Annotated in this window: 26 protein-coding genes; 7 read left to right on the top strand and 19 right to left on the bottom strand. The window is 34.1% G+C overall.

Going from position 1 to position 23,857, the window contains the following annotated elements:
* Positions 1–98: 98 nt before the first annotated feature.
* The 9 genes from deoD to ACFSJT_RS11990 all read right to left on the bottom strand — a co-directional run bounded on the left by deoD (position 99) and on the right by ACFSJT_RS11990 (position 6,306).
* Entirely contained in the window at positions 99–797 is a 699-nt protein-coding gene (gene deoD, locus ACFSJT_RS12030; RefSeq protein WP_378320520.1) for a purine-nucleoside phosphorylase, read from the bottom strand.
* A 2-nt stretch (positions 798–799) separates the two neighbouring features.
* Positions 800–1,447, bottom strand: coding sequence for a deoxyribose-phosphate aldolase (deoC, locus tag ACFSJT_RS12025; protein ID WP_378320519.1), 648 nt, complete (start codon positions 1,445–1,447; stop codon positions 800–802).
* 2 nt (positions 1,448–1,449) lie between these two features.
* The gene (gene trxA, locus ACFSJT_RS12020; RefSeq protein ID WP_378320518.1) at positions 1,450–1,749 is read right to left on the bottom strand and encodes a thioredoxin; all 300 of its coding nucleotides are present in this window, start codon (positions 1,747–1,749) and stop codon (positions 1,450–1,452) included.
* Positions 1,750–1,823: 74 nt separating this feature from the next.
* Positions 1,824–2,714, bottom strand: a complete 891-nt coding sequence (locus ACFSJT_RS12015) for an RsiV family protein (protein WP_378320517.1) — start codon at positions 2,712–2,714, stop codon at positions 1,824–1,826.
* 167 nt (positions 2,715–2,881) lie between these two features.
* Positions 2,882–3,379 carry a ClbS/DfsB family four-helix bundle protein gene (locus tag ACFSJT_RS12010; RefSeq protein ID WP_378320516.1) on the bottom strand — a complete coding sequence of 166 codons (498 nt, stop codon included), beginning with the start codon at positions 3,377–3,379 and terminating at the stop codon, positions 2,882–2,884.
* A 117-nt stretch (positions 3,380–3,496) separates the two neighbouring features.
* Positions 3,497–3,793, bottom strand: a complete 297-nt coding sequence (locus ACFSJT_RS12005; RefSeq protein WP_378320515.1) for a chaperone modulator CbpM — start codon at positions 3,791–3,793, stop codon at positions 3,497–3,499.
* 4 nt (positions 3,794–3,797) lie between these two features.
* Positions 3,798–4,685 (bottom strand): DnaJ C-terminal domain-containing protein, encoded by an 888-nt coding sequence (locus ACFSJT_RS12000; protein WP_378320514.1) that lies wholly within the window; start codon positions 4,683–4,685, stop codon positions 3,798–3,800.
* Between the two features lie 27 nt (positions 4,686–4,712).
* Positions 4,713–5,117, bottom strand: a complete 405-nt coding sequence (locus ACFSJT_RS11995) for a hypothetical protein (protein WP_378320513.1) — start codon at positions 5,115–5,117, stop codon at positions 4,713–4,715.
* A gap of 97 nt (positions 5,118–5,214) precedes the next feature.
* On the bottom strand, positions 5,215–6,306 hold the full coding sequence (locus ACFSJT_RS11990) for a site-2 protease family protein (RefSeq protein WP_378320512.1): 1,092 nt from the start codon (positions 6,304–6,306) through the stop codon (positions 5,215–5,217).
* Positions 6,307–6,516: 210 nt separating this feature from the next.
* On the opposite strand from ACFSJT_RS11990, the gene ACFSJT_RS11985 reads away from it, so the two are divergent.
* The 5 genes from ACFSJT_RS11985 (at position 6,517) to ACFSJT_RS11965 (ending at position 11,794) form a co-directional block, all read left to right on the top strand.
* Positions 6,517–7,761 carry a PAS domain-containing sensor histidine kinase gene (locus ACFSJT_RS11985; protein WP_378320511.1) on the top strand — a complete coding sequence of 415 codons (1,245 nt, stop codon included), beginning with the start codon at positions 6,517–6,519 and terminating at the stop codon, positions 7,759–7,761.
* Positions 7,762–7,825: 64 nt separating this feature from the next.
* Positions 7,826–8,884: a response regulator gene (locus ACFSJT_RS11980; protein ID WP_378320510.1), complete on the top strand. Its 1,059-nt coding sequence runs from the start codon at positions 7,826–7,828 to the stop codon at positions 8,882–8,884.
* Positions 8,885–8,970: 86 nt separating this feature from the next.
* Entirely contained in the window at positions 8,971–9,810 is an 840-nt protein-coding gene (locus ACFSJT_RS11975) for a universal stress protein (protein WP_378320509.1), read from the top strand.
* 36 nt (positions 9,811–9,846) lie between these two features.
* A complete protein-coding gene (gene hemN / locus ACFSJT_RS11970) occupies positions 9,847–11,211 on the top strand; it encodes an oxygen-independent coproporphyrinogen III oxidase (protein ID WP_378320706.1) in 1,365 nt (454 codons plus the stop codon).
* 217 nt (positions 11,212–11,428) lie between these two features.
* Positions 11,429–11,794 (top strand): rhodanese-like domain-containing protein, encoded by a 366-nt coding sequence (locus ACFSJT_RS11965; RefSeq protein WP_378320508.1) that lies wholly within the window; start codon positions 11,429–11,431, stop codon positions 11,792–11,794.
* A gap of 11 nt (positions 11,795–11,805) precedes the next feature.
* Here ACFSJT_RS11965 and ACFSJT_RS11960 read toward each other — a convergent pair whose 3' ends face one another.
* The 4 genes from ACFSJT_RS11960 to ACFSJT_RS11945 are packed head-to-tail and all read right to left on the bottom strand — an operon-like array spanning position 11,806 to position 15,349.
* On the bottom strand, positions 11,806–12,678 hold the full coding sequence (locus ACFSJT_RS11960; protein ID WP_378320507.1) for a sterol desaturase family protein: 873 nt from the start codon (positions 12,676–12,678) through the stop codon (positions 11,806–11,808).
* 3 nt (positions 12,679–12,681) lie between these two features.
* Positions 12,682–13,653, bottom strand: a complete 972-nt coding sequence (locus ACFSJT_RS11955) for a sulfurtransferase (RefSeq protein ID WP_378320506.1) — start codon at positions 13,651–13,653, stop codon at positions 12,682–12,684.
* Positions 13,637–14,125 carry a monoheme cytochrome C gene (locus ACFSJT_RS11950; RefSeq protein ID WP_378320505.1) on the bottom strand — a complete coding sequence of 163 codons (489 nt, stop codon included), beginning with the start codon at positions 14,123–14,125 and terminating at the stop codon, positions 13,637–13,639. The genes ACFSJT_RS11955 and ACFSJT_RS11950 overlap by 17 nt, the downstream gene beginning before the upstream one ends.
* A 3-nt stretch (positions 14,126–14,128) precedes the next feature.
* Complete coding sequence (locus ACFSJT_RS11945) at positions 14,129–15,349, bottom strand: sulfite oxidase (protein WP_378320504.1); 1,221 nt, start codon at positions 15,347–15,349, stop codon at positions 14,129–14,131.
* Positions 15,350–15,546: 197 nt separating this feature from the next.
* On the opposite strand from ACFSJT_RS11945, the gene ACFSJT_RS11940 reads away from it, so the two are divergent.
* Entirely contained in the window at positions 15,547–16,809 is a 1,263-nt protein-coding gene (locus ACFSJT_RS11940) for an NAD(P)/FAD-dependent oxidoreductase (RefSeq protein WP_378320503.1), read from the top strand.
* A gap of 82 nt (positions 16,810–16,891) precedes the next feature.
* The gene (locus ACFSJT_RS11935) at positions 16,892–17,506 is read left to right on the top strand and encodes a DUF6799 domain-containing protein (protein WP_378320502.1); all 615 of its coding nucleotides are present in this window, start codon (positions 16,892–16,894) and stop codon (positions 17,504–17,506) included.
* 76 nt (positions 17,507–17,582) lie between these two features.
* Here the strand turns inward: ACFSJT_RS11935 and ACFSJT_RS11930 are convergent, their stop codons facing one another.
* The 6 genes from ACFSJT_RS11930 to ccoN form a co-directional block, all read right to left on the bottom strand.
* Positions 17,583–18,287: a sulfite exporter TauE/SafE family protein gene (locus tag ACFSJT_RS11930; RefSeq protein WP_378320501.1), complete on the bottom strand. Its 705-nt coding sequence runs from the start codon at positions 18,285–18,287 to the stop codon at positions 17,583–17,585.
* Complete coding sequence (locus tag ACFSJT_RS11925; RefSeq protein ID WP_378320500.1) at positions 18,288–18,734, bottom strand: FixH family protein; 447 nt, start codon at positions 18,732–18,734, stop codon at positions 18,288–18,290.
* Positions 18,735–18,988: 254 nt separating this feature from the next.
* Entirely contained in the window at positions 18,989–20,413 is a 1,425-nt protein-coding gene (ccoG, locus tag ACFSJT_RS11920; protein ID WP_378320499.1) for a cytochrome c oxidase accessory protein CcoG, read from the bottom strand.
* A 72-nt stretch (positions 20,414–20,485) separates the two neighbouring features.
* A complete protein-coding gene (locus ACFSJT_RS11915; RefSeq protein WP_378320498.1) occupies positions 20,486–21,463 on the bottom strand; it encodes a cbb3-type cytochrome c oxidase N-terminal domain-containing protein in 978 nt (325 codons plus the stop codon).
* Positions 21,460–21,645: a CcoQ/FixQ family Cbb3-type cytochrome c oxidase assembly chaperone gene (locus ACFSJT_RS11910; protein WP_378320497.1), complete on the bottom strand. Its 186-nt coding sequence runs from the start codon at positions 21,643–21,645 to the stop codon at positions 21,460–21,462. The genes ACFSJT_RS11915 and ACFSJT_RS11910 overlap by 4 nt, the downstream gene beginning before the upstream one ends.
* 4 nt (positions 21,646–21,649) lie before the next feature.
* Entirely contained in the window at positions 21,650–23,857 is a 2,208-nt protein-coding gene (gene ccoN, locus ACFSJT_RS11905) for a cytochrome-c oxidase, cbb3-type subunit I (protein WP_378320496.1), read from the bottom strand.

The raw sequence follows: 23,857 nt of genomic DNA, 5'->3' as shown, positions 1-23,857 counted from the left end.
GACGGGCTCAAGACAGGCTTGGTCGAAATATATAAAAATCATACAAACTCATTTCTCGACTCTGCTCGAAATGACAAAAAAGAGAATTCTCGAATTTTTTACAAAGTTCCTAATGCAATTTCTATCATTTTACTAAATGTAGTTTCTCTTTCTGCAGAGGATGTTTTTTCGCCAGTAACCAATGAGTCTGAAATGGTTAAGATAGTTAAGGCCTTTACATTAAACTTTGCTGCGATGGTATATAGTCCTGCAGCCTCCATTTCTACACAAAGTATTCCAAAATCTGCCCATTGTTTATAAGAATTAGGATCATCTTCATAAAATTCATCAGAGGATAATACATTTCCGGCTTTTATAGCAATATCATTTTCTCTGGCATATGTAGTTGCCTTCATGAACAATTCAAAATTGGCAGTCGGGGAATAATCAGAATTAATAAATCTTGAATTGTTAATACCAGAGGTAGAAGAAGCTGCCATTGCAATTACAATATCTCTAATTTTTACATCTTCTTGATACGATCCGGCAGAGCCTACCCTAATTAAGTTTTTTACTCCGTAATCTTTGATCAACTCATGACAGTAAATAAGAGCAGAGGGAATTCCCATTCCGGTTCCTTGTACCGAAACCTTTTTTCCTTTATAAGTTCCTGTATAGCCAAACATTCCGCGTACCTCGTTGTAACAAAATGGATTGTCAAAGAATGTTTCTGCAATCCATTTGGCCCGTAAAGGGTCTCCAGGGAGTAAAACGGTTTCTGCAATTTCTCCCTTTTTTGCTGCAATATGTATACTCATTTTTATTGATTTGAAGTTACAATGGCCACTCCAGATGAGGTTCCTATTCGTGAGACCCCTAATTCGATGTATTTTTTAGCAGTATCTAGATCTCGTATACCACCCGAAGCTTTTATTTTTAAATAATCTCCTACCTCATTTTTCATAAGTTGTACATCTTCTATGGTAGCTCCACCTGTTCCAAAACCGGTTGAGGTTTTTATGAAATCTGCTCCGGCATTTAGAGAAAGTTTACAGGCGATTTTCTTTTCTTCGTTAGTGAGATAACAATTCTCAAAGATTACTTTCAACGTATGATCACCAATTACTTTTTTAATAGATCTGATTTCATCTTCTACGATGCTATGATAACCAGATTTCAGCAAACCAATGTTAATTACCATATCAATTTCATTGGCCCCTTGATCTATACATTGTTTAGCCTCAAATACTTTAACCCGAGTAGTCATAGATCCAAGTGGAAACCCAACTACACAAGCTACTTTAACATTAGTATGCATAAGTTCACTATCGGCCAGGGCAACAAAATAACTGCTTACGCAAACAGAGAAAAAATCATACTTTTTAGCCTCGGTACATAGATTTTTTATGTTTTCTACTGTTGCATCAGCTTTTAACAATGTATGATCTATGTATTGATTGAGTTGCATGCCTATTGATATGAATTAATCACTCCTACAATATCATTTTTTTGTAGTACTCCGGATTGTCTCCAGAGTTGTTTGCCATTTTTAAACAATATCATGGTAGGTACTCCTCGAACTTGATATTTTGCAGATAGTGGTTGGTTTTTATCAACATCAATCTTTACAATTTTTATACGATCTCCCAGCTCATCTTTGACCTCCTTAAGAATTGGGGTGAGCACTTTACATGGCCCACACCAGTCTGCAAAAAAATCTACTAATACCGGGGTTTCAGAATTTATAATAGTATTAAAATTACTTTTCATCTATTTAAAATTTTATTCATGCACGTATAACAAATCAAAATTAGAATAATCAAATGAAAACTTAAGTATCTAAGCTAGCTTACTTTGGGACGGAAATTGTATTTTTTTATCAAGTGCATTATTTTTTTAATCGGGATTTCTACAGAGTAAGTTCCTGTGTACGATGGGCAAATAACACAATCATCAAAATAGTATTCGACGGTATCGTCGTTTATTACAAAATTGTTTTTATAAGCCTTAAAATCCCCTTTTGATAATTCCCAACATTCATAATATAACTCTCCTGATTCTATACCTTCTTTTATAAGGGTATTTATAGTGCTGTATACTTCTTCTTCAGAGTCTGCTACAAAAAAATCATCATAATATACAAAAACATGCTCTTTCAGGTCGAAGTTGACACAATCAAAAAGGTAAGTAGAATATCGCATCCCCGAATAATAATTTTCTTTATACAACACAGTACTTAATAACTTATCATTTAGGCTATATATTTTGTAATCTATAATTCTTTTATCTCGAAATCTATTGATTTTTAAAGTGTCGCAAAGTAATTCTTTGTCTTCCAGGATTTGATTTTCGGTTTTTTCAATATTTAAATAGTTTTCTTTAATAAAATTATTAAAAACCGCATAACCAGGATCAATTTTCTCGTTCATATAGGGATATTTATAATCCAAAAGGTATAGATCCTCTTCTTTGAAGAAACTTTTTGAAACTACTAATTCTTGCAGACTAGGTTTATCATCTTCCGCCTTTATAAGACGTTCTCTTTTGATCGCTTTTGTTTTCTCTTTTTCGAGTTCAAGGCTTTCTTCAGAAAAAACTACTGTAGAATCTGGAATATCCTGATCTATTTTTTCCTCATTTTCTATTTGTTTAGAATCAGTTTTTTTTTGAGGTGTAGTCTCATTTTTACAAGCAATAAAACTTAGAAAGATAAGACCAAAGATTAACGTTTTCATCTGTTTAAAATTTTTTAGTTTACTGAAAATGAAGAAACAAAAATTTCTGCACATTCAGGAATTCGCATAAAAAATTGAATCATATGGTTTAGTATACTTATGATGTAATTTGTTTATGGTCATTTCATATAATAGATCTTTATTTGTACAACGAAATAGTTTTGGAGCTATTTCATCGATTTCTTAATTAATTTATAGGCCCAGTCATAATGACTAGAGGTAGCAGAAATTAGGTAGGCAGCTAATGAGGTTGTTCCAGTCCATTTGTATCTGCGTTTTTCGAATAATTCTTCTTCGGTGTGCTTGTGGATTATTTTTTGCAGATCTTCAAATGAGATTTGTAGTTGCTTTTTTATATCATCTAAATCTGCAGTGTTGTATTTTTTCCATATTTCCCGATTAAGATCTGGTGTAGTTTTCCAGGTATATCCTTTTGCTGGCATTTCAGGCTTATTTCCTTTCATTCCCACAGTATACCAATCCATCATCATAAGATGCCAATGATGAAGATGTGCCAATACATCTCTAACATTTCTATTTAAAAGTCCTTTAGGAAATTCAGAAGCCAATTTCTCCTCTGAAAAAGAATTAACATAGTCCAGTAATCTTTTATAATTTTTAGTACTCAATTCAACTAATTCATTCTTCGTTTTTGGTCTTGGCATTAGTATGTATTTATATGACAATAAATGTAGTTGAGTTTCTATTTTAAAAATATGATATCGATCAGTTAATTTGTAAGGTAAAAGTAAGTTGTCATTAAATTTCAGGTTGAATCTAAATCACAAATTCTCGTAAAGCCTTAATTTATTTTTTAGGATTGTCATTTCATTTTGAATTTGATCAACACGCTCCAGTAGTCTTATGATGACTTCAATTCCTTCTAGGTTGATTTCTAGTTCTTTATTGAAAAGTAAAATTTGTTCTAGTTTAGGCAGTTCCTCTTGGTTTAAAAAAGCTGTTTGCCTAATAGTAATAATTTCAATTAATCCAAACTCATACAAAGAGTTTATGAACGAGAATTCTACCCTGTGGTTAGTGCAAAATTCTTCGGCCGGTATGAGATTTTCATTAGTCATTGTATTAAATTTTAGATAGTTCTCTAAATAACTCTTTTTGTTTTTCAGAAAGATTTTTTGGTATTTTGATGGTATATGTAATATATAAATCCCCAAATTGTCCTTCTTTTTTATATACAGGAAACCCTTTTCCTTTTAATTTAACCTTAGTAGCATTCTGGGTCTCGGGTTTTACTTTTAATTTCACCTTTCCATCCAAAGTAGTAACAGTAATCTCACCACCCAAAACTGCTGTATATAGATCAATATCTTTATTGAGATAAAGGTCACTTTTATCGCGTTTAAAAGCGCTTTTGTTTTCTATAATAAAAGTAATGTATAAATCGCCATTGGGGCCACCACCAATACCGGGACCACCATGTCCTTTGATTTTTATCGTTTGTCCATTTTCAACTCCTGCAGGAATAGTAATTCTAATATTTTTATCGTTAACAGTGAGTGTTCTTTTGTGGGTTTTATAGACGTCCATTAAGTCGAGACGAAGCTCGGCGTTATAATCTTCTCCTCTAAATCTTGCCTGACTCCTACGATAACTTCGACCTGTGCCGCCAAACATTGATTCAAAAAAGTCTGAAAAATCACTCTCAGAGAAATCGCCGTAATACTGCTGTCTACCAGACCGATTATATTGTTGTTGTGACTGTCTTGCTTTTTCAAACTCTTCGGCATGTTTCCAATCTTTACCGTATTGGTCATACTTTTTACGGTTTTCGGGATTGCTTAATACCTCATTAGCCTCATTGATTTCTTTAAATTTTCTTTCTGCTTCTTTATCATTTGGATTTAAATCGGGATGATATTTTCTAGCTAATTTTCGGTATGCTTTTTTGATATCTCCCTCTGAAGCATTTTTATTAATACCTAGTATTTTGTAATAATCAATAAACTCCATTTCTCGATTAAGGATAAGTATTAGTTATTATTTTTCAAAAAGTAACTTCAGCCTGCCCAACATCATTAATTCTGACTTGTTTTTACCAGAAAACGCACCAGCAATGGTATTAGCAGTATCCCAGATTAAATCTTTTATACGATCTGTGAAACGTGATTGATGTTCTTTATAGAAAGATTCGAACTCTTCAAAGCAAGATTGTGCGTTGGGAGTTTCATAATCCATCCAATCAAAAACAATCTCAATCTGAAAAGCAGCATCAGCGCCAAACTCATCTTCAATATCATCCACATCTAACCATTCTGATTTTACAATTTTTCTTAAAGAATCATATTCTGACTCACGAACTACATTATCTGAAGCAGCTATAGCATAGAATAGCTTTCCTAAGTTTTGATAAAATGTAACTCCTATGTTTTGTGAAGTTTCCATGGGTATAGTCTTTAGTAATTTTTATTAAAGTAAAGTTAACTTGAGTTCTTCAGGATTTTTATGATATAAATCAGTTGTAATAATGAAAATAACAAAATTATCGAGTTATCAAATTACTTTGAATAAGCATAAACTCACTCAAATTGGACAGATCGATAGCACCAACTAATGTATCATCATCGATGACTGCAAAAAAATCTCTTTTTTCGGTATTGATTAGCTTAAAAATTTCTTTTAAATCTGAATCCGTATGAATTGTTTTAAAAGATTTAGACATGATGTCTCGTATGGATAAGCTTTTGTTTTTTGAATTTTTAATAATATCTTTATGATAAAGAATCCCCACAATTTTTGAGTTTTCGGTAACTACAAAGCTTTTTTCTGTTCCAGAAAGTAAAAGTTCGATCACGTCTTCAATAGTATCGTCTGGTTTTAGAATAGAAATATTGGTAAGCATAGCCTCTTGTACTTTATGACCTTTTAACAAGGCGAGTTGGCGTACCATTTTATTTTCTCCATAAGCACCAAAAAAGATAAATAATGCAATAACGATCAAAAATGGATTATATAATATGCCTACAAATACAAAAATTAAAGCTACAAATTGACCTATACCAGAAGCAATATTGGTGGCTGTTACCCGATCCATTTTCATCGCTAAGATTGCACGCAGTACACGACCCCCGTCCATTGGAAATGCAGGAATAAAATTGAATATCGCCAAAGCTATATTGGCAGAAAAAAGATAAATCAATAAGTTTTGCGGTGTAACGTGGCTTAATGTTTCTTCAATTTGTGTAGGGTTTTGATCTAAGAAAATTGAGATGTTAATAAAGAGAGATAAGCCTAATGCAATAAGAATATTCACTGCAGGACCAGCCAGCGAAATTAATAACTCTTCCTTGGGATTTTCGGGTATAGTTTCCATGGATGCAACTCCTCCGATAGGTAATAGTGTTATTTTTTTTGTAGTTACTCCAAATTTTCTGGCGGTGAGTATATGTCCAAATTCATGACACACCACGCATACAAACAATAATAGAATAAAAACAGTACTCATAAGAGCATTTTCAATAGTTCCTCCTGATTTTAGTTCTAAAAATATTACCCAAGCCAGGATAAAGATAAAGGTCCAATGAATTTCAATATTTACATTGAACAGTTTCCCCAAATTTAAAACACCCTTCATGATTCATAAATTTTGGTTAAAGTATCCAAAGGGCTGTTAATAAGAAATGATAGATATCAGTTTTTATATTAGATTATGCTATTTTTGAAGTCTTAATGATTTAATGAATTTTTGTAAGAATTATCTGAAACATAACCACTATATTTATAAACCGATTTAAATCTAAATACGATCAATCAATTTAAAGATAACCAACCACCAGTTCGTTTTATGAAGGTTTTTAAGGAGAACGACAATATTTTTAGATTACTTTCTGAAGCTGTTTCCGAAGGTATTATTGTGGTGAACAAAGAACAGATTGTGGTGGCAACAAACAAATCTGCCAACGATATTTTTGGCTATGCTACTGATGAGTTGATTGGCAAACATTTGAATATTTTAATTCCTCAGAAGTACCATCATAATCATGAAACTCATTTCAAAGGCTTTGTAGAGCATAGTGAAAAACGCAGTATGGGAAAAGGACGCGATCTTTTTGGGGTTCGCAAAGATGGTACAGAATTTCCCGTAGAAGCAGGTCTTAATCCATTCACTATTTATGGTAACGATTATGTTATGGCTTTGGTAATTGATATTACTGAAAGAAAAGAGCAAGAGCTTAGAATTTATGAATTAAACAACCAGTTAGAGCAGAAAATAGAAAAACGCACAGAAGAGTTACACGATACTATTCAAGAACTTAAGGAAGAAGTAAAGCTTAGAAAAGAGGCAGAAGCCAGAATGAAAGAATCTCTGAAAAAAGAAAGAGACCTTAGTGAATTAAAGACCAAGTTTTTATCATTGGTTTCTCATGAGTTCAAGACACCACTTGGTGGTATTCTAACCTCGGCGACATTAATTGGAAAGTATACCAAAGACGAACAGCAAGACAAGAGAGAAAAACACCTTACTACCATAAAAAATAAGGTGAAGTATTTAGACAATATCCTAAACGACTTTCTATCCATTGAGCGCTTAGAAACCGGAAAAGTGAGCTATAAATTTAGCGAGTTTCCGCTTAGTAAAGTGATTAATGAAGTAGTATACAATGCCAATATGCTATTAAAGGATGGACAAAGAATAAATTATCCACAAGATATAGATGATTATAGCATCGAGTTTGATGAAAAGATTTTAGAACTTGCATTATCAAATCTTATTCATAATGCAGTGAAGTATTCAGGAGAAAATACTGTTATCGATTTACAAGTAAATTTTGAAGATGGAATGCTTAAATTTAAAATCATAGATCAGGGTATTGGTATCCCAAAGAAAGAGCAAAAATTTATCTTTAAAAGATATTTTAGAGCAGAAAATGCATTATTAGATCAAGGAACCGGAATCGGGTTAAATATTGTAAAGAGCCATTTGGAAAACCTGGGAGGGAGTATTACTTTTACAAGTAAAGAAAATCAAGGTTCAACATTTATCGTCAAAATACCTGTTGAGAATAATCATAAAGTTGTAATGCACTAGAATGATTATTAATATTTCGATAATTATTGCAACCATCTGACCATTCAAAAAACAAAATAAACAGATGAAAACCATTTTATTAATCGAGGATGATACAGCACTTAGAGAAAACACCGCTGAGCTTTTAGAACTTTCAGATTATAAAGTAATTACATCTCCTAACGGGAAAATAGGTATTGCCAAAGCTAAAGAAGAAAAACCAGACATCATTGTTTGTGATATCATGATGCCTGAAGTAGATGGTTATGGTGTCCTGGAAGCTTTATCTTATGATGCGACGACCAATCAGATACCTTTTATATTTCTATCTGCGAAAACAGAACATAAAGAAATCAGAAAGGGAATGGATATGGGGGCAGACGATTATCTCACCAAACCTTTCGAAGAAGAAGAACTTATAAGTGCCATAGAAAGTCGTTTGGCCAAAGCCAAGATTATTGCCAACATACTGCAAGAGCAATCTTCAAAAACCATAGAAGATCAAAACGATGATGGATTAAGAAATCTTCATGAGTTAAAAAATTTCTTCGATGATCATGGTGAACTTTCAGAATATAAAAAAGGAGAAACAATTTATAAAGAGGACGAGCATTCTAATAAAGTATATCTGATTTTGAAAGGGGTTGTAAAATCTCATAAAATGGACGAGAGTGGTAAAGAATTGATTACGGCTTTGTATAAAGCAGACGATTTTCTTGGGTTTACTTCTTTTATAGACAATATTCCTTATCAAGAATCGGCCACAGCTGTAGAGGATTGCGAAGTTGCAGGAATATCGAAAAATAGCCTTAAAGAAATCCTGGAGAAGAGCAAAAATATTTCTCTTGAGTTAATGGAACTACTTACTGATAATCTCACTGAAATAAAGGAGCAATTACTACAAATGGCATATAGCTCGGTACGCAGGAAAACTGCACAAACTATATTACAATTTGCTGAGATACTCAACAAAAAACCTGAAGAAAGTATAAAGATATCCCGAAATGATCTTGCCAGTGTAGCCGGGATTGCTACAGAAAGTTTAATTCGCACATTATCAAGCTTCAAAAAAGATGGATTAATAGAAATTGAAGGACGAAATATTAAAATTCTTGACTTATCAGGCCTCCAATTGGTAGAATAAAAAAATCATTCTTCTTGTAAACTGATTTTTATCATTCTTTTCATAAATGCTACCTGATACATTTGTTGTATTAGAAAGTATTTAAAATGAAGAATGTTCTGATCCCGACAGATTTTTCAGAAAACTCCTGGAACGCCATTGAATATGCATTACTATTTTTTAAAAAAATAAAATGTAATTTTTATTTTCTGCATGTATCCTCTTACGAAGAAATGATAGGGGGTGAGTCCTTTTATGACACAAAAGATACCGTTATAGAGAAAATCACACGTAGTGATAAAGAGCAGATGCAACGCTTGCTAAAAAGAATCGAGAAATTACCGTTAAATACAAAACATCGTTTTTTTACTAGTAATGAATATATCTTCTTTATAGATGCAATTAGAAAGCAAATTGAAGAAAAGAATATTGACTTTATTGTAATGGGTACCAAAGGTGCTTCTGGATTAAAAGAAATGACAGTTGGCAGCAACACTGGCGATGTTATTACCAAAGTGAAATGTCCAGTTTTGGTGATACCCGAACATGCCAAATATGTAAAACCCAAAGAAATTGCCTTTCCGACCGATTATAATTTATATTACAAAAGCAGAGTTCTAAATACCATCACAAGTGTTCTTCAAATGAATGATGCTGCCCTTAGGGTATTACATATTACCAAAAAAGAACAAGAATTGAGCGATTTACAGAAAAAGAATAAGGATTTTTTAAATGACTATCTAAAAGATGATTTAGAGCATAGTTTTCATTTTTTATCCAATCCCAATATCGAAGAAGCTATACAATGTTTTGTAGAAAGCAGAAATATAGATATGATTACCATGGTCGCCAAGAATCTCAATTTTTTTCAACGTATACTGTTTCATCCCACCATAGAAAAAATAAGCTATCATACCCATATTCCTTTTTTGGTATTGCATGAATGATCTTCAATAAAGAAAAATTTGAAATTAGATAAAAATATGTGTTCTACTCTAATCGATAAATACAATATACCAGGTCCACGTTATACAAGTTATCCTACTGTACCCTATTGGGATAATACTACCTTTTCTTTAAAAGATTGGATAATTTCTGTTAAGAAATCTTTTGATGAAAGTAATGATACAGAGGGGATTAGTCTTTATATTCATTTGCCATTTTGTGAAAGTATGTGCACATTTTGTGGTTGCCATAAACGAATTACCAAACGACATGACGTAGAGGAACCTTATATGAATTCAATATTGAAAGAATGGCAACTGTATCTTAACCTATTAAGAAATAAACCAAAAATCAAAGAACTACATTTAGGGGGTGGTACACCAACTTTTTTTTCTCCTGAAAATTTGGATTATTTGATCAATGGAATTTTCTTGCATGCAGAACGTGCCGAAGATTGTGAACTTAGTTTTGAAGGACATCCTAACAATACTACTCGAGAGCATTTACAAGCTTTATATGATGTGGGGTTTAGAAGGGTAAGTTTTGGTGTACAGGATTATAACGAAAAGGTTCAAAAAGCAATTAATCGTATACAATCCTTTGAAAATGTAAAATATATTACTGAAACCGCAAGAGCGGTAGGATTTACTTCTGTTGGTCATGATATAATTTTTGGATTACCTTTTCAAACTGAAGAAGCCGTAATAAATACCATCCTTAAAACTAAAGAATTACTCCCAGACCGATTAGCTTTTTATAGCTATGCCCATGTACCATGGCAAAAAGGAAATGGACAACGGGGTTTCGATGAATCTAATTTACCAACAGCAAAGCAAAAAAGGGATCAATATGAAACCGGTAAAAAGTTATTATCTGAGGTTGGGTATGTAGAAATTGGAATGGATCATTTTGCTCTACAAAACGATTCGTTATACAAGTCTATGAAAGATGAAACCCTACATCGCAATTTTATGGGATATACAGCATCCAAAACACAAATGATGATTGGCTTGGGGGTTTCATCTATTAGTGATAGTTGGTATGGTTTTGCACAAAATGTGAAAGGTGTTGAAGAATATGAACATCTTATCAATGAAGGAATTATTCCTGTGTATCGGGGACACATATTAACACAGGAAGATGAGATTATCAGAAAACACATTCTAAGCTTAATGTGTCATTTTGAAACTAGTTGGGATCTGGAAGCATATCATTTTAGTGAGTTGCCTGAAGTGCTGATTCGACTCAAAGAAATGGAAAAAGATGAATTATTAGAAATATCTAATTCTCAAATAAGAGTCACAGACAAAGGTCGACCTTTTGTACGCAACATTTGCATGGCCTTTGATCTTCGTTTGCAACATAGCAAACCAGAAACACAGTTATTTTCGATGACAATGTAGACTTAGACTACAAGCCTGTAAATTTTGAGCTCATACATACTTTTTATAAATTATTCAATACGTCCTGTTCTGTAACTTTTGTTACTGTAATAAAGATAATCTTAATATATTTTTGCGGTGTAAAAAACTATGGTTAATAAGTTTTTATTTATTGGTTTGTTTGGTGGAAGTAGTTTGTTATAAGCTTACTACTTCCTTTTTATTGAAGAAAAGTTAAATGAAAAATGTTCTAAAAATTATGTTCTTATCAGGTTTCTTTTTTGGAGCACGGGCCCAAGAATCAAAAAAAATAGAAGTGTTAGATCGCACAACGTACAAAGAAGCAGTGTCAAACAATAAAGTCCAACTCGTTGATGTACGTACCCCAAAAGAATTCAAAAACGGACATATCGAGGGTGCTATAAATATAGATTTTTTCTCAAAGGATTTGTTTGAAGAATCTTTTGAGAAACTAAATAAAGATCTTCCTGTATATATTTATTGTCGTTCTGGTGGAAGAAGCCAAGTAACAGCTAGAAAACTAGTAAAAATGGGATTCTCTAAGATCTACGATTTAAAAGGCGGATTTTTGATTTGGAAATAAAAGATGAGTAGTTATTTCTGCTTTCTAAAACCGTAAATAATTTGCCCAAAAAAGTTTTTAGGTATTTTTTTATCTCCCGGGAAACCAATTTCTATAGTGCCACTGTCTTCAGGAATATAATTAGTTTTAAAAATATAGTCCCAGATACTTAAGCTAATCCCAAAATTTACGCCATAAGAACCTTTTGGCAATATATAAGAATGATGATAAAGATGCATCACCGGATTATTTAAAATATATTTTAACGGTCCCCAGGTAATCTTAATATTAGCGTGATTAAGGTGTCCAATAGCAATAGCAATGAAATGTACAATATAAGCTTGCTCGGGCTCGAAGCCGCCTAGAATCATTACTCCCATAGTTTTTAAGGGTTTATAAAAAATATTTTCCATCCAGTGGTAACGCAAGTGGGCTGCGAATCCCATTTCCTTTACAGAATGATGAATTTTATGAAACCTCCATAAGAATGGATATTTATGAAGTAATACATGCGTAAACCATTGTACAAAATCCAGGATAATAAAGAAAATCAATAATTGGGTCCACATTGGTAGGCTAGAAATGTTTATAATTGTTAAACTCTTTGTAGAAATTCCAATATCCTCAAAAAATACTCCCAGCAATTTATAGAAACCACTTATTACAATTGCAAAAACGAAAAAATTAAAGAACATATAGAAACCATCCAACCAAAAGTCCTTTCTAAAAACAGATTGTTCTTTACGCCAGGGAAAAACAATTTCTAGACCCCAAACGAACAAGGAGATAGCTATTAACCCCCAAAAATAGTTGGTGTACCATGGTACTTCAAATAGCATGGATTTCCAAGTCCAGTTAACACTACTAGTAAAGGCATCTGTAAATGCAGATATATACTTTTCCATAATTTATTTTTTTATTATTGTTATACTATCTTGTTTAAAAGGCAGATCATCAAAATAACTCCACTCTACCCAGGAACCATCATAGTTTTTTACATTTTTATAGCCTAGTAACTCGGTTAATACAAAAGTGGTATGTGCCGATCGAACTCCGCTATGACAGTAGGTAATCACAAGATCATGTTTTGACGCATTCATTCTGCTATAGATCGTTTCTAATTGATGAAATGGTTTAAATTTTTGTGTACCTTGATAGTCAATAGCTTCAGCCCAATCTATGAGTATGCTTTTGGGAATCCTTCCTGCCTTTTGGGCTCCATTTTTTTGTCTTTTTCCGCTAAACTCATCCATGTTTCGGGTATCTAGGATAATTTCTTTTCCTTCTGAAGAAACTATTTCTAGAATTTCTTCTTTACCAATCCATAACTTAAAAGAACTATTGGCGGGAAGCGTAAATTCTGAAGGCGTTAGAACAACAGGTTCATCATTAATTGGTCCTCCAATTTTTTTCCAGGCTTCTAATCCTCCGTTTAAAAGTTTTACCGATTCGAAATCATAATTTTTCAGGACCCACCATAAACGAGCCGCGTCACATGCCCCTTGATCATCATATAGTACAAGAGTGTCTTCATTTTTAATTCCTAAACTGCTAAATAGAGCTTCAATATGTTCTTTTGTAGCCATCATCCCTTTATAAGGATACGATATGTCTTCTATATCTGAGCGCCAAATATTGATCGCTCCTTGAATATGAGATTTCTCATAGACCTCTGGTTTTCTGAAATCTACTATCTTAATACGTTCTTTCTCAAAAAGAGAATGTAATTCATCAACATCTAGCAGATGTTTGGTACTAAAGTATGTCTTTGTTTCAGATGCTATTATAGGAGTAATATCTTCTTTATTTTTCTCCTTAGTTTGTGTACATGAAAAAAAAAGCAACCCCAAAATAATACTCAAATTACTCCTGCAAATCATACCATTCAATATTGGTTAGTATTTCCCGCCTTCCTTTTTTATATGAAGGATAGTTCTTTACCAAATAGTTTACTATAATTTCTTCATTATCTCCCAAATTCCATAAATTTTGGGTTTCCTGCATCCATCTTATGGTAGCTATCCAGCGCTCTCTATTCATCCTGTTTTGGGTCACCAGTTTTGATGAATGACAAGTAGTACAATTATTTACCACAGTCATTAACCCTTCTGCATCAATAAGTCCGGTTCGTACATGTATTCCGTTTTCTATTTTGTCTTCATCTTCATCTTCTTTTTCTTTTTGAACAATTGTATACTCCAAATCGGTTTCTACTTTTTTAAAAGCAGACAGTGTGGGATCAGTAATCATATATATTCCGACAACGGTAATCAATCCCACCATAGTGAATACTACTACCAGGAGTCTATAAATGGTTCTGACCTGTTTTCGAAATTGTTCTTGCCCATCCATAAGTTACTTTACTTTAATTGCAATGCGATGACAGGCATTATTTAGATATCCTTTTGGGTTCCAACCTGGTAAAATCATAGGTTGGCTCGTACCTTTTGAATCTGTTGCTTTGGCCCATACTTCATAGTAGCCTTTCTTTGGAAAATCTACGGAAGCGGAAAAATGTTGCCATGCTAATCGATTTACTGGCTTTTCTATAGGGCATTCCTTCCAAGTAGCACCAAAATCGATAGAGTATTCCATTTTAGTCACTTCCAGCTCACCAGCCCAGGCATGTCCTCTAATATCTAGTTTTTTACCCTGATCGATCATTGCACCGGATTTTGGATAAGTAATTAGAGACTTTACAGGCATCGATTCTATGATACACATATCTTCATCTTTTACTTTTTCGCCTGGGGCAATAGACTCGCAAGGTATTCTATAAGCAGTACCGGTCATTTTGGTGCCATCATGTATTTTATTCCGGATACTGATTCTATTCACCCATTTACCGGATACAGATGCAGGCCATCCTCCGGCAACTAACCGCAGAGGATATCCATGTGCCAAAGGGATATCTTCTCCATTCATTCTATATGCTAATAATGTTTCATCCTGTAAGGCTTTGGACATGGGAACACCTCGCGAGATTGGTTCTTTTTTGGGATCTCCACTAAGGTGAGTATCTGCAGCATGATAACCAATATATACAGCATTATCTTTAATACCAGTGTCTTCAAGAATATCCCGTAGTCTAACACCAGTCCATTGAGCACATGATACAGCGCCAACCGTCCATTGATTTCCCTTTGCAGGAGGATCGAATTCACTACGGCCATTACCCCCACACTCCAGAGTAAGCTGATATGTGTATTCGGTAAATTTCGATTTTAGATCAGCAAGAGTATAGGTTTTTTGTTGTTTTACAGATTCTCCATCAATAGTTAATGTCCAGGTTTTGCTCTCTAAATTTTCTGGAATTAACCCGTTATTACGAATGAACATAAATTTATTAGGGGTGATCTTATCATTGAGCAAATGTGCTTTTGCTTCAATATTCCAGGGCCTGTCATTCAGTACTTCCATCCCTTTATCCTTATTGAACATTTTATATGGATCTGGATCTTGCAGGATTATTGGTTGATATCCGTTGGGCATTGTAGTTCCAAAAACAATATCTACTCCAATTAAGGTGGCCATGGAGCTTAATACAGTTTTTTTAACAAAATTTCGTCGTTTCATTGGGTCAAGATATGTTGTTACCGATTTATAAATTTAGCACTTTTCAATATCTATTTATGTAACTAAAGTTACAATGCATATTTATGCAGTACCTTTTGAAGGGCTCTAAATTTTGTAAAGCTTCTTTGTAACATAAGTTACTGTAGGATTGTATTCAAGGTTTTACATTTGAAAGAATTACCTAAATTACAGCAAAAATGAAAACCCATTATCAAATTCTAATTATAGGAGGAGGAACTGGCGGAATTATGACTGCCGCACAGTTTCTAAAAAAAGATAAAACCTTAAATATTGCCATTATCGAACCGTCAGAAGTGCATTACTATCAACCTGCATGGACTTTGGTGGGTGCTGGTACTTATGATTTTAAAAAAACGGCACGGCCTATGGCAAAGGTAATGCCAAAGGGTGTTGAATGGATCAAGGATTATGCAACGAGTTTTGATCCTAAAAATAACATGATATCAACAAAAGGGAGTGGAAATATTACTTATGATTATTTGGTAGTTGCCCCCGGACTTGTTATGGATCTATCGCTTATTGAAGGTTTGCCAGAGGCGCTCGATAAAGGCGTTGTATGTAGTAACTATACCAATCCTAATCATACTTGGGAAGTGATAAGAAATTTTAAAGGAGGAAATGCTGTATTCACACAACCTACCACCCCTATAAAATGTGGTGGAGCTCCTCAAAAGACTGCATACTTGGCCGCAGATTATTTTCGAAAACATGGTCTGGCTCATAAAACCAATGTAATTTTTGCTACGCCTGGATCTGTAATTTTTGGGGTAAAGCCTATAAGAGAAACGTTAATGAAGGTCATTCATAGATACGGGATTCATTTTAAGCCATTTTATGCTCCTTATAAGATTGATGCAGAAAAGCAGATCATTTATTTCAGGAACACATCCCCTGACGAAAGCCAGTATATAATTACAGAAGATAACCCATTAGGAGAGAGCCTGAAAGGAGATGCTGTTATAGAAATGCCTTTTGATATGCTCCACCTTGCGCCACCACAAACTGCACCAAAATTTGTAAAAGAATCTGTTTTAGTTAATGAAAATGGGTGGTTAGATGTGGATCATTATTCTCTTCAACATAAAAAATATAAGAATATTTTTGGTTTGGGTGACGTAGCAGGTCTACCAACAGCAAAAACCGGAGCTGCCATAAGAAAACAGGCACCAGTGGTAGTTGATAATATTTTAAGATTAATTCAGCATCGAGAAGCGAATAATGCTTCCTACAACGGATATTCTTCATGTCCTTTAGTAACTGCTTATGGTAAAATGGTTTTGGGAGAGTTTGATTATGAAAGTAATTTTACACCAGATCCAGAACTAAAAAAAATGTTGATTTTTGATAGCTCTAAAGAACATTGGCGTTTATGGATACTTAAGAAATATATGCTTCCTTATCTATATTGGAATAAAATGTTGAAAGGAAAAAAGGTTTAGGATTACTTTTGAAGATGACATATATCATCGTTTTTTATGCTTTTAGAGCGTACATTTATTAGTAATTTTAAACCATGAAATCATGAGAAAAATAGTATTGTTTTTTACAATGGTTTTTACCATTGTAACCGTATTAGCACAAAATCTTGATCAGGTAAATTTAATGTACGTTGATGGTGATATGATAAAAATTAAAGACGGTGATCAGGAACAACTTCAAGAAAGCACTATGCTTGCCGATTGTACTACTCTTTATCCTGACGGAACTTTTAAGACTGCCGATGGTGAGCAATTTCGTCTAAAAGACGGCGAATGTCTCGATATGTATGGAATTCGTTATCGAAACGAGTATCAATATAGATATAAAGTGAAAAAGGAAAACAAAGGTCTTTCTCAAACTCAGCTACAAAATAAATATCAAAATAGATTTCACTATTTAAGAGTAGATGGAAATGTATTTAAAATACAGAATCTGGCACAGAACCGTGTTCGTAAACCGATTACCCTTGAAAATAAAATAATAGTAGATCCTTTTGGTACCTATCAAACACCTGACCAACAAGAAATACGCTTCAACGATGGTGAACTTTTAAATATGAAGGGTGTAAAATACGATGGAATTTATGAGTATCGTAAAGTTCTTGCCCAAATGAATAAGACACAGCAAAAGAATAAAAAATCTGACGCTTTGCGATAGATAAATAAAGAGATTTGATAATAAGAGCCTTTCGATGGTAATTAGCGTAAGTTATTATCGGAAGGTTTTTTATCTTTTATTGATGACACTCAAAATCTGCCGAGACAATTTCGGTTACAGGTTTTGGAGAAACATAAGGGATACCCAGCCCCATGCCACGTATAATAAAAAGTAACCCAATTACCATGATAAATACAGGAATTACTTTCTGAATATGTTGTCTTGTTTTTGCGGTCAAAAAGTTGCCTAAATAAATTGTAGTGGTCATTAAAGGAACAGTACCTAATCCAAAGAGTATCATATACAAACTACTGTTTAAGATATTGGCTGAGGCGATGGCTCCAAAAACAGCCATGTAAACTAATCCGCAGGGTAGAAAACCATTTAAAAAGCCAATGGTTAGAAAAGTATCAGGAGTTTTCTTTTTAAGTGCTGCACCCAAAGCATTTTTTACTTTAGAAATAATTGAATACATAGGTTTAGAAAAATTATACTTCAACAGAAATGAAGATGGAATCAAAACTATAAGAATCATCAGTACGCCTATGGCTATAGAAAGTCCTTGTTGCAATCCAAAGATATTAAGGCTCTTTCCTATGATTCCAAAGAATAACCCGATAATACTATAGGCTAATATTCTACCAAAATGATACAAGAATATCTGGTAGAATTTTTGAAATGAATTTGATCTACTTACGGGCAGCATGAAGGCAATGGGGCCACACATTCCTATACAGTGAAAACTACCTAATAAACCTAATATGAATGCAGATAATAACATCTAATAAGTAAAAGATTCTTTAAACAGATACAGCGTATCTAAATATGTCCAGTTGATAGTAATATTCCAACGTCCTTCTATCAGATTATTATTGGATATCGTGACTTTTGAATTTGATAGCTTGATTGGGATTTCAAAATCCAGCTTCTTGTTTGATGGCCGATACAATGATATAGTTCCCGTTATATCTTCATAGTTTTTATCTTCAGGAAATGTAATAACCAATCCATCAGAGGTCTTTTCTACTCTAATATTGTTTTTTAAGGCCTTAGCATTTTTTTCGGCATCGATTTCTTTCTGAAAAGCAAGTTCTTCCTTATAATATTCTTCTGTAACCAGATCGTGTTGGTATTTATCGTTAGTATTCATTTTTACAACGAAATACATAATAAAAGAAATGAATCCTATAAATACGAGTACAATGGCTGTTCCCCAGTTAATTTTCATGATGTTTAGTTTTTTAGTATGTGAGTTATTGAGAGATGAGGTTTTTACTTTTGGCACACATACTCATCTTCTTCTTTACAATGTTACTCTCGTTTTTCTTTATTTTTTATTTTGTTATAATCTGATTATTAATGTTTTGTGGGATGATTTGGTAGAGCACTTCTTCATGCATAGCTCAAATTCAGAATCCCTAATCCGTTGTATTGGAGCCACTCACAAACTCAAAGAGAAGCGTCCTAAAAATACTCACATACTTATTTATAACTTCTAGGCCCTAAAAAAGCTGTTGTAGTAGTTTCGATTAACTCATCATTACTATAAACACCTATTTTGACTTTATCTTTGTCACCACTAAGCACCGATGCATTTACTTCTATAAACAGTGTTCCTTCGGCTAAGCCTTGTTTTGGAACCATGAAATTTTTATGTGTTACTAGTTCAATCTTTCCTTTATGTGATAATAATTTAAAATGAACATCTTCAATATCATCAGTAGTTTTATTAACTAATTTATAAGTATATACATTACTAATGATATTATTTTCTTTTCTTTCATAAAGTTGCCCTGGTAGTCTAAGGATATTGGCTTCAACATCATTTCTAAGAAATAACATCCCGATTAATACACCCGTAAGTATAGTGAGCACTGCACTATATCCCTTTAACCTTGGTGTAAATTCGAACTTTACCTTTTTAGCAATATTCTCTTCACTTGCATATCGTATTAATCCTTTAGGAAGATGTACACTTTCCATCATGTGATCACAAGCATCAATACATGCGGTACAATTCACACATTCTAATTGTGTCCCGTTACGAATATCAATTCCGGTAGGGCATACATGCACACATTGAAAACAATCAATACAATCTCCTTTTCCGGTAGATGGCCGATCCTCATTCTTTTTAAATTTTGCTCGGCCAGCTTCTTTTTCTCCTCGTTTATAATCATAAGCGACTACAATTGATTTTGAATCCAGTAACACACCTTGTAATCTACCGTATGGACAGGCGATAATACAAACCTGTTCTCGAAACCATGCAAATACAAAATAGAAGACAGCAGTAAATATGAGTAATGAGATTAAAGTGCTTATATGTTTAAAAGGGCCATCTATAAAGATATATTGAATCAGGTTATCGCTTCCGATAAGATAGGCCAAAAATACATTAGCAATCAAGAAAGAGATAATGAAGAATATAATCCACTTTGTTACCCGTTTTCTTATTTTTTCTGAATTCCAGGGTTGTTTATCCAGTCGAATTTGTTTACCGCGATCTCCCTCGATCCAATATTCAATTCTGCGAAAAACCATTTCCATAAAAATAGTTTGCGGGCATACCCAACCACAAAATAGTCTTCCAAAGGCTACAGTAAAAAAAGTGATAAATATTACCCCTATGATCATAGAGATTACAAATAAATGAAAATCTTGTGGCCAAAAGGGAGCACCAAAAACATTGAATCGTCTTTCTAAAACATTGAAAAGTAAAAATTGGTTACCATTAATTTTGATGAAGGGCGCCGCAAATAGAAATATTAACAATCCATAACTCACCCATTTGCGATATTCATAAAACTTACCGCTTGGTTTTTTTGGATACACCCAAGCACGCTTGCCCTCTTCATTTACTGTGGCAATCGAATCTCTAAATTTTTCGTTTGTGGGTGTCTCCAATTGGGATATTTTTAATTGTATAATTATAATGAGTTCCTTCTCCTCGGGGAGAGGACACTACATTGTTTTCAATTATTTGTCATCCCGAGGGGAGTCGAGAGACATTACTACAGCAGTCGAATCAGAAACTGTTTCCTGAATTTCTTCTTTTGGAGCTTCTTCTTTTGGAGCATCGGGATCAATCCAGATTTCTCCCTGAGCTTCTTTAGGCTCTGCAGGAGTCGTTCCTACTAATGTGAGTAGATAACTTGCTACCTGAGCCATTTCAACAGGTTTTAAAGTTTGTTTCCATGCAACCATTCCTTTGCCATCTCGTCCTCCTTCAGAAATGGTGCGGAATACATTTTTGATTCCACCTCCCAAGATCCAATACTCATCGGTAAGATTAGGCCCGATTCCTCCACCTCCATCAGCTTTATGGCATGCCACACAGTTAGTAGTGAAGATAGCTTTTCCTGCACTTAAATCAGACGCATCTGTAAGTAAGGTAACGGTATTTACATCGACCAGATCCTTGGCAGTTTTCTTATATTCTTCAATAGCAATTTTGGCCTCTGCTACTTCGGTTTCATACTCTTCTGTCTGAGTGTAATCATTAAACACATGAAAACGAGCTAAGTATATTACTCCAAATATTATGGTGGCATAAAATCCATATACCCACCAAGGTGGTAAGTTATTGTCTAACTCTTTGATGCCATCATAGTTATGATCCAGAATGATTTCTTCTTCTTCCTCAACCGGTTTACTATCCAGAAGTTTTAAATAGGTATCTTTGGCCCATCTAAATTGCTTATCTTTTTTAGTTTTTTCGACAAGAAGATATCGTTCTTGCGCTTCAGGTTTTAATGACCTGAATAAGATGGTTTTTAATGCCTCTAAACTAATTTCTATGGCTATTATAAAGAGTAAAACCATTCCTAAGATCAACCAGGTTAGTGGTTGAGCAATAAATGCAGATTGATCTCCTGATTCAACAGTGAGTTCAATCAGAATATAAGTAATCAATAAAAAGACAATAATTCTTATGTAGGATGCTGTACTTCTCATAGTTGAATATCGTTTTCAGTTTCTAATGGAATGTTGCTCACTTCTTTGATATGTTCTTTTTTTGCGGTGAATACCCACCAGAACAATGCGGCAAAGAAGATGAAAAATATAAGTAGGGAAATCATAGGATAAATTTCAATGCCTTCGATACTTTCCATATGGCCTTTTACAAATTTTAGCATGGCTTTATTCTTTATTTTGAACTATAGTTTCTTCGTTTTCGGTTTTTACCTTGATATCGGTTCCTAATCGTTGTATGTATGCAATTAGGGCAACGACCTCGCGGTCACGCATCTCTATAAAATCCAATCCATTTTCTTTTGCGTATTTTTTGTCGGCTTCATAGGTCTTGGCAAAATCAGGATCGGTATACAAGTTCTTTTCAATTTGAGTCGCTTGTTCATCCATCCATTGCTGTGCCCTGGTAATCTCTTCTGGAGTATAAGGGACCCCAAGAGATACCATAGCTTCCATCTTAGATTCTGTTTGAGAGCGATCCAGCTCGTTTTGTATTAACCATTTATAACTTGGCATAATAGATCCAGATGAGGTGCTTTGTGGGTCATAAAAATGATTGAGATGCCAATTATCTGAGTACTTTCCACCAATACGCATCAAATCAGGTCCTGTACGTTTACTTCCCCACAGGAAAGGATGATCGTATACATATTCTCCAGCTTTAGAATACTCTCCATACCGTTCTACTTCACTTCTAAAGGGACGAATCATCTGTGAATGACAAGACACGCAGCTTTCTCTGATATAAAGATCTCTACCTTCTAATTCGAGAGGAGTATAAGGTTTAACACTGGTTATAGTAGGAATATTAGAGTCTACCAGCAATGTAGGGATGATTTGTACCGCACCACCAATAAGAATAGCAATAGTAGCAAAGATAGTCAGTTTTACAGGTCTTCTTTCTAACCAGGTATGATATCCTTCTTTAGCAGTTCTATGTCTGGTTACCTTTGTAAGTGGAGCAGCTTCTGCTAATTCATCGGTTACTTTACTACCACTTTTTACTGTTTTAACTACATTATATAGCATAATGAAGATTCCGAAGATATAGATGCTTCCACCAATGGCACGCATCCAATACATTGGAATAATTTCGTTTACAGTTTCTAAGAAGTTACCATATACTAAACTTCCGTCAGGATTAAATTGTTTCCACATAGAAGCCTGTACAAATCCGGCAACATACATTGGTAATGCGTACATAATAATTCCTAAGGTACCCAGCCAGAAATGAGCATTTGCCAATCCATTAGACCATAATTTGGTTTTGAACAACCTAGGAATTAACCAATAGGCCATCCCAAAAGTTAAGAACCCGTTCCATGCCAAAGCTCCTACGTGTACATGGGCAATCACCCAGTCACTGAAGTGTGCTATTGCATTTACATTTTTTAGCGAAAGCATAGGTCCTTCAAAAGTAGCCATACCATATCCTGTAATAGCCACTACCATAAATTTCAATACAGGATCTGTGCGCACTTTATCCCAAGCACCTCTAAGGGTAAGTAATCCATTGATCATACCTCCCCAGGATGGAGCAATAAGCATCACCGAAAAGGCAACACCAAGATTTTGAGCCCAATCTGGCAAAGATGAATATAACAGGTGATGGGGACCAGCCCAGATATAAATAAATATCAATGACCAGAAATGTACAATAGATAATCGGTATGAATATACAGGTCGATTAGCAGCTTTTGGAATGAAATAGTACATTAACCCTAAGAAAGGAGTAGTGAGAAAAAATGCTACTGCATTGTGCCCGTACCACCATTGTACTAAGGCATCTTGCACCCCGGCATAAACAGAATAACTTTTTAATGCACTTATTGGTAATTCAAGGCTGTTAAAAATATGAAGAACAGCAACTGTCACTACGGTAGCGAGATAAAACCATATAGCTACGTATAGATGGCGTTGTCTTCTTTTTAAAATGGTTCCGATAAGGTTCCATCCAAAAACAACCCAGATAACAGCAATGGCAATATCAAATGGCCATTCTAGCTCTGCATACTCTTTTGAAGTAGTAAATCCCAAGGGTAACGTAATGGCGGCACCTACAATGATTAACTGCCATCCCCAAAAGTTAATATTACTAAGCACATCACTAAACATTCTGGCTTTAAGTAAACGCTGGGTAGAATAATATACCCCGGCATAAATAGCATTACCAACAAAAGCAAAGATAACAGCATTGGTATGCAATGGTCTTAATCGACCAAAACTCAACCAGGAGATACCATCTGTAAGATTGGGGAATAAAAACATAAATGCCAGTAGTAGACCAACCGACATCCCGACAACACCCCAAAGCATTGTGGCATACAAGAATTTTTTTACGATTTTGTTATCGTAATAGAATTTTTCCATTTCCAT

The organism is Aquimarina celericrescens (assembly GCF_042682765.1).
Lineage (GTDB): Bacteria > Bacteroidota > Bacteroidia > Flavobacteriales > Flavobacteriaceae > Aquimarina > Aquimarina celericrescens.
The sequence above is the reverse complement of the archived record's forward strand: the minus strand, read 5'-3'. Positions and strand labels throughout refer to the sequence as shown.

Bases quoted from the DNA above. Each gene is read 5' to 3' on its own strand.
- deoD (WP_378320520.1), bottom strand. From the start codon at position 797: ATGAGTATACATATTGCAGCAAAAAAGGGAGAAATTGCAGAAACCGTT.
- deoC (WP_378320519.1), bottom strand. From the start codon at position 1,447: ATGCAACTCAATCAATACATAGATCATACATTGTTAAAAGCTGATGCA.
- trxA (WP_378320518.1), bottom strand. From the start codon at position 1,749: ATGAAAAGTAATTTTAATACTATTATAAATTCTGAAACCCCGGTATTA.
- ACFSJT_RS12015 (WP_378320517.1), bottom strand. From the start codon at position 2,714: ATGAAAACGTTAATCTTTGGTCTTATCTTTCTAAGTTTTATTGCTTGT.
- ACFSJT_RS12010 (WP_378320516.1), bottom strand. From the start codon at position 3,379: ATGCCAAGACCAAAAACGAAGAATGAATTAGTTGAATTGAGTACTAAA.
- ACFSJT_RS12005 (WP_378320515.1), bottom strand. From the start codon at position 3,793: ATGACTAATGAAAATCTCATACCGGCCGAAGAATTTTGCACTAACCAC.
- ACFSJT_RS12000 (WP_378320514.1), bottom strand. From the start codon at position 4,685: ATGGAGTTTATTGATTATTACAAAATACTAGGTATTAATAAAAATGCT.
- ACFSJT_RS11995 (WP_378320513.1), bottom strand. From the start codon at position 5,117: ATGGAAACTTCACAAAACATAGGAGTTACATTTTATCAAAACTTAGGA.
- ACFSJT_RS11990 (WP_378320512.1), bottom strand. From the start codon at position 6,306: ATGAAGGGTGTTTTAAATTTGGGGAAACTGTTCAATGTAAATATTGAA.
- ACFSJT_RS11985 (WP_378320511.1), top strand. From the start codon at position 6,517: ATGAAGGTTTTTAAGGAGAACGACAATATTTTTAGATTACTTTCTGAA.
- ACFSJT_RS11980 (WP_378320510.1), top strand. From the start codon at position 7,826: ATGAAAACCATTTTATTAATCGAGGATGATACAGCACTTAGAGAAAAC.
- ACFSJT_RS11975 (WP_378320509.1), top strand. From the start codon at position 8,971: ATGAAGAATGTTCTGATCCCGACAGATTTTTCAGAAAACTCCTGGAAC.
- hemN (WP_378320706.1), top strand. From the start codon at position 9,847: ATGTGTTCTACTCTAATCGATAAATACAATATACCAGGTCCACGTTAT.
- ACFSJT_RS11965 (WP_378320508.1), top strand. From the start codon at position 11,429: ATGAAAAATGTTCTAAAAATTATGTTCTTATCAGGTTTCTTTTTTGGA.
- ACFSJT_RS11960 (WP_378320507.1), bottom strand. From the start codon at position 12,678: ATGGAAAAGTATATATCTGCATTTACAGATGCCTTTACTAGTAGTGTT.
- ACFSJT_RS11955 (WP_378320506.1), bottom strand. From the start codon at position 13,653: ATGATTTGCAGGAGTAATTTGAGTATTATTTTGGGGTTGCTTTTTTTT.
- ACFSJT_RS11950 (WP_378320505.1), bottom strand. From the start codon at position 14,125: ATGGATGGGCAAGAACAATTTCGAAAACAGGTCAGAACCATTTATAGA.
- ACFSJT_RS11945 (WP_378320504.1), bottom strand. From the start codon at position 15,349: ATGAAACGACGAAATTTTGTTAAAAAAACTGTATTAAGCTCCATGGCC.
- ACFSJT_RS11940 (WP_378320503.1), top strand. From the start codon at position 15,547: ATGAAAACCCATTATCAAATTCTAATTATAGGAGGAGGAACTGGCGGA.
- ACFSJT_RS11935 (WP_378320502.1), top strand. From the start codon at position 16,892: ATGAGAAAAATAGTATTGTTTTTTACAATGGTTTTTACCATTGTAACC.
- ACFSJT_RS11930 (WP_378320501.1), bottom strand. From the start codon at position 18,287: ATGTTATTATCTGCATTCATATTAGGTTTATTAGGTAGTTTTCACTGT.
- ACFSJT_RS11925 (WP_378320500.1), bottom strand. From the start codon at position 18,734: ATGAAAATTAACTGGGGAACAGCCATTGTACTCGTATTTATAGGATTC.
- ACFSJT_RS11915 (WP_378320498.1), bottom strand. From the start codon at position 21,463: ATGAGAAGTACAGCATCCTACATAAGAATTATTGTCTTTTTATTGATT.
- ACFSJT_RS11910 (WP_378320497.1), bottom strand. From the start codon at position 21,645: ATGCTAAAATTTGTAAAAGGCCATATGGAAAGTATCGAAGGCATTGAA.
- ccoN (WP_378320496.1), bottom strand. From the start codon at position 23,857: ATGGAAATGGAAAAATTCTATTACGATAACAAAATCGTAAAAAAATTC.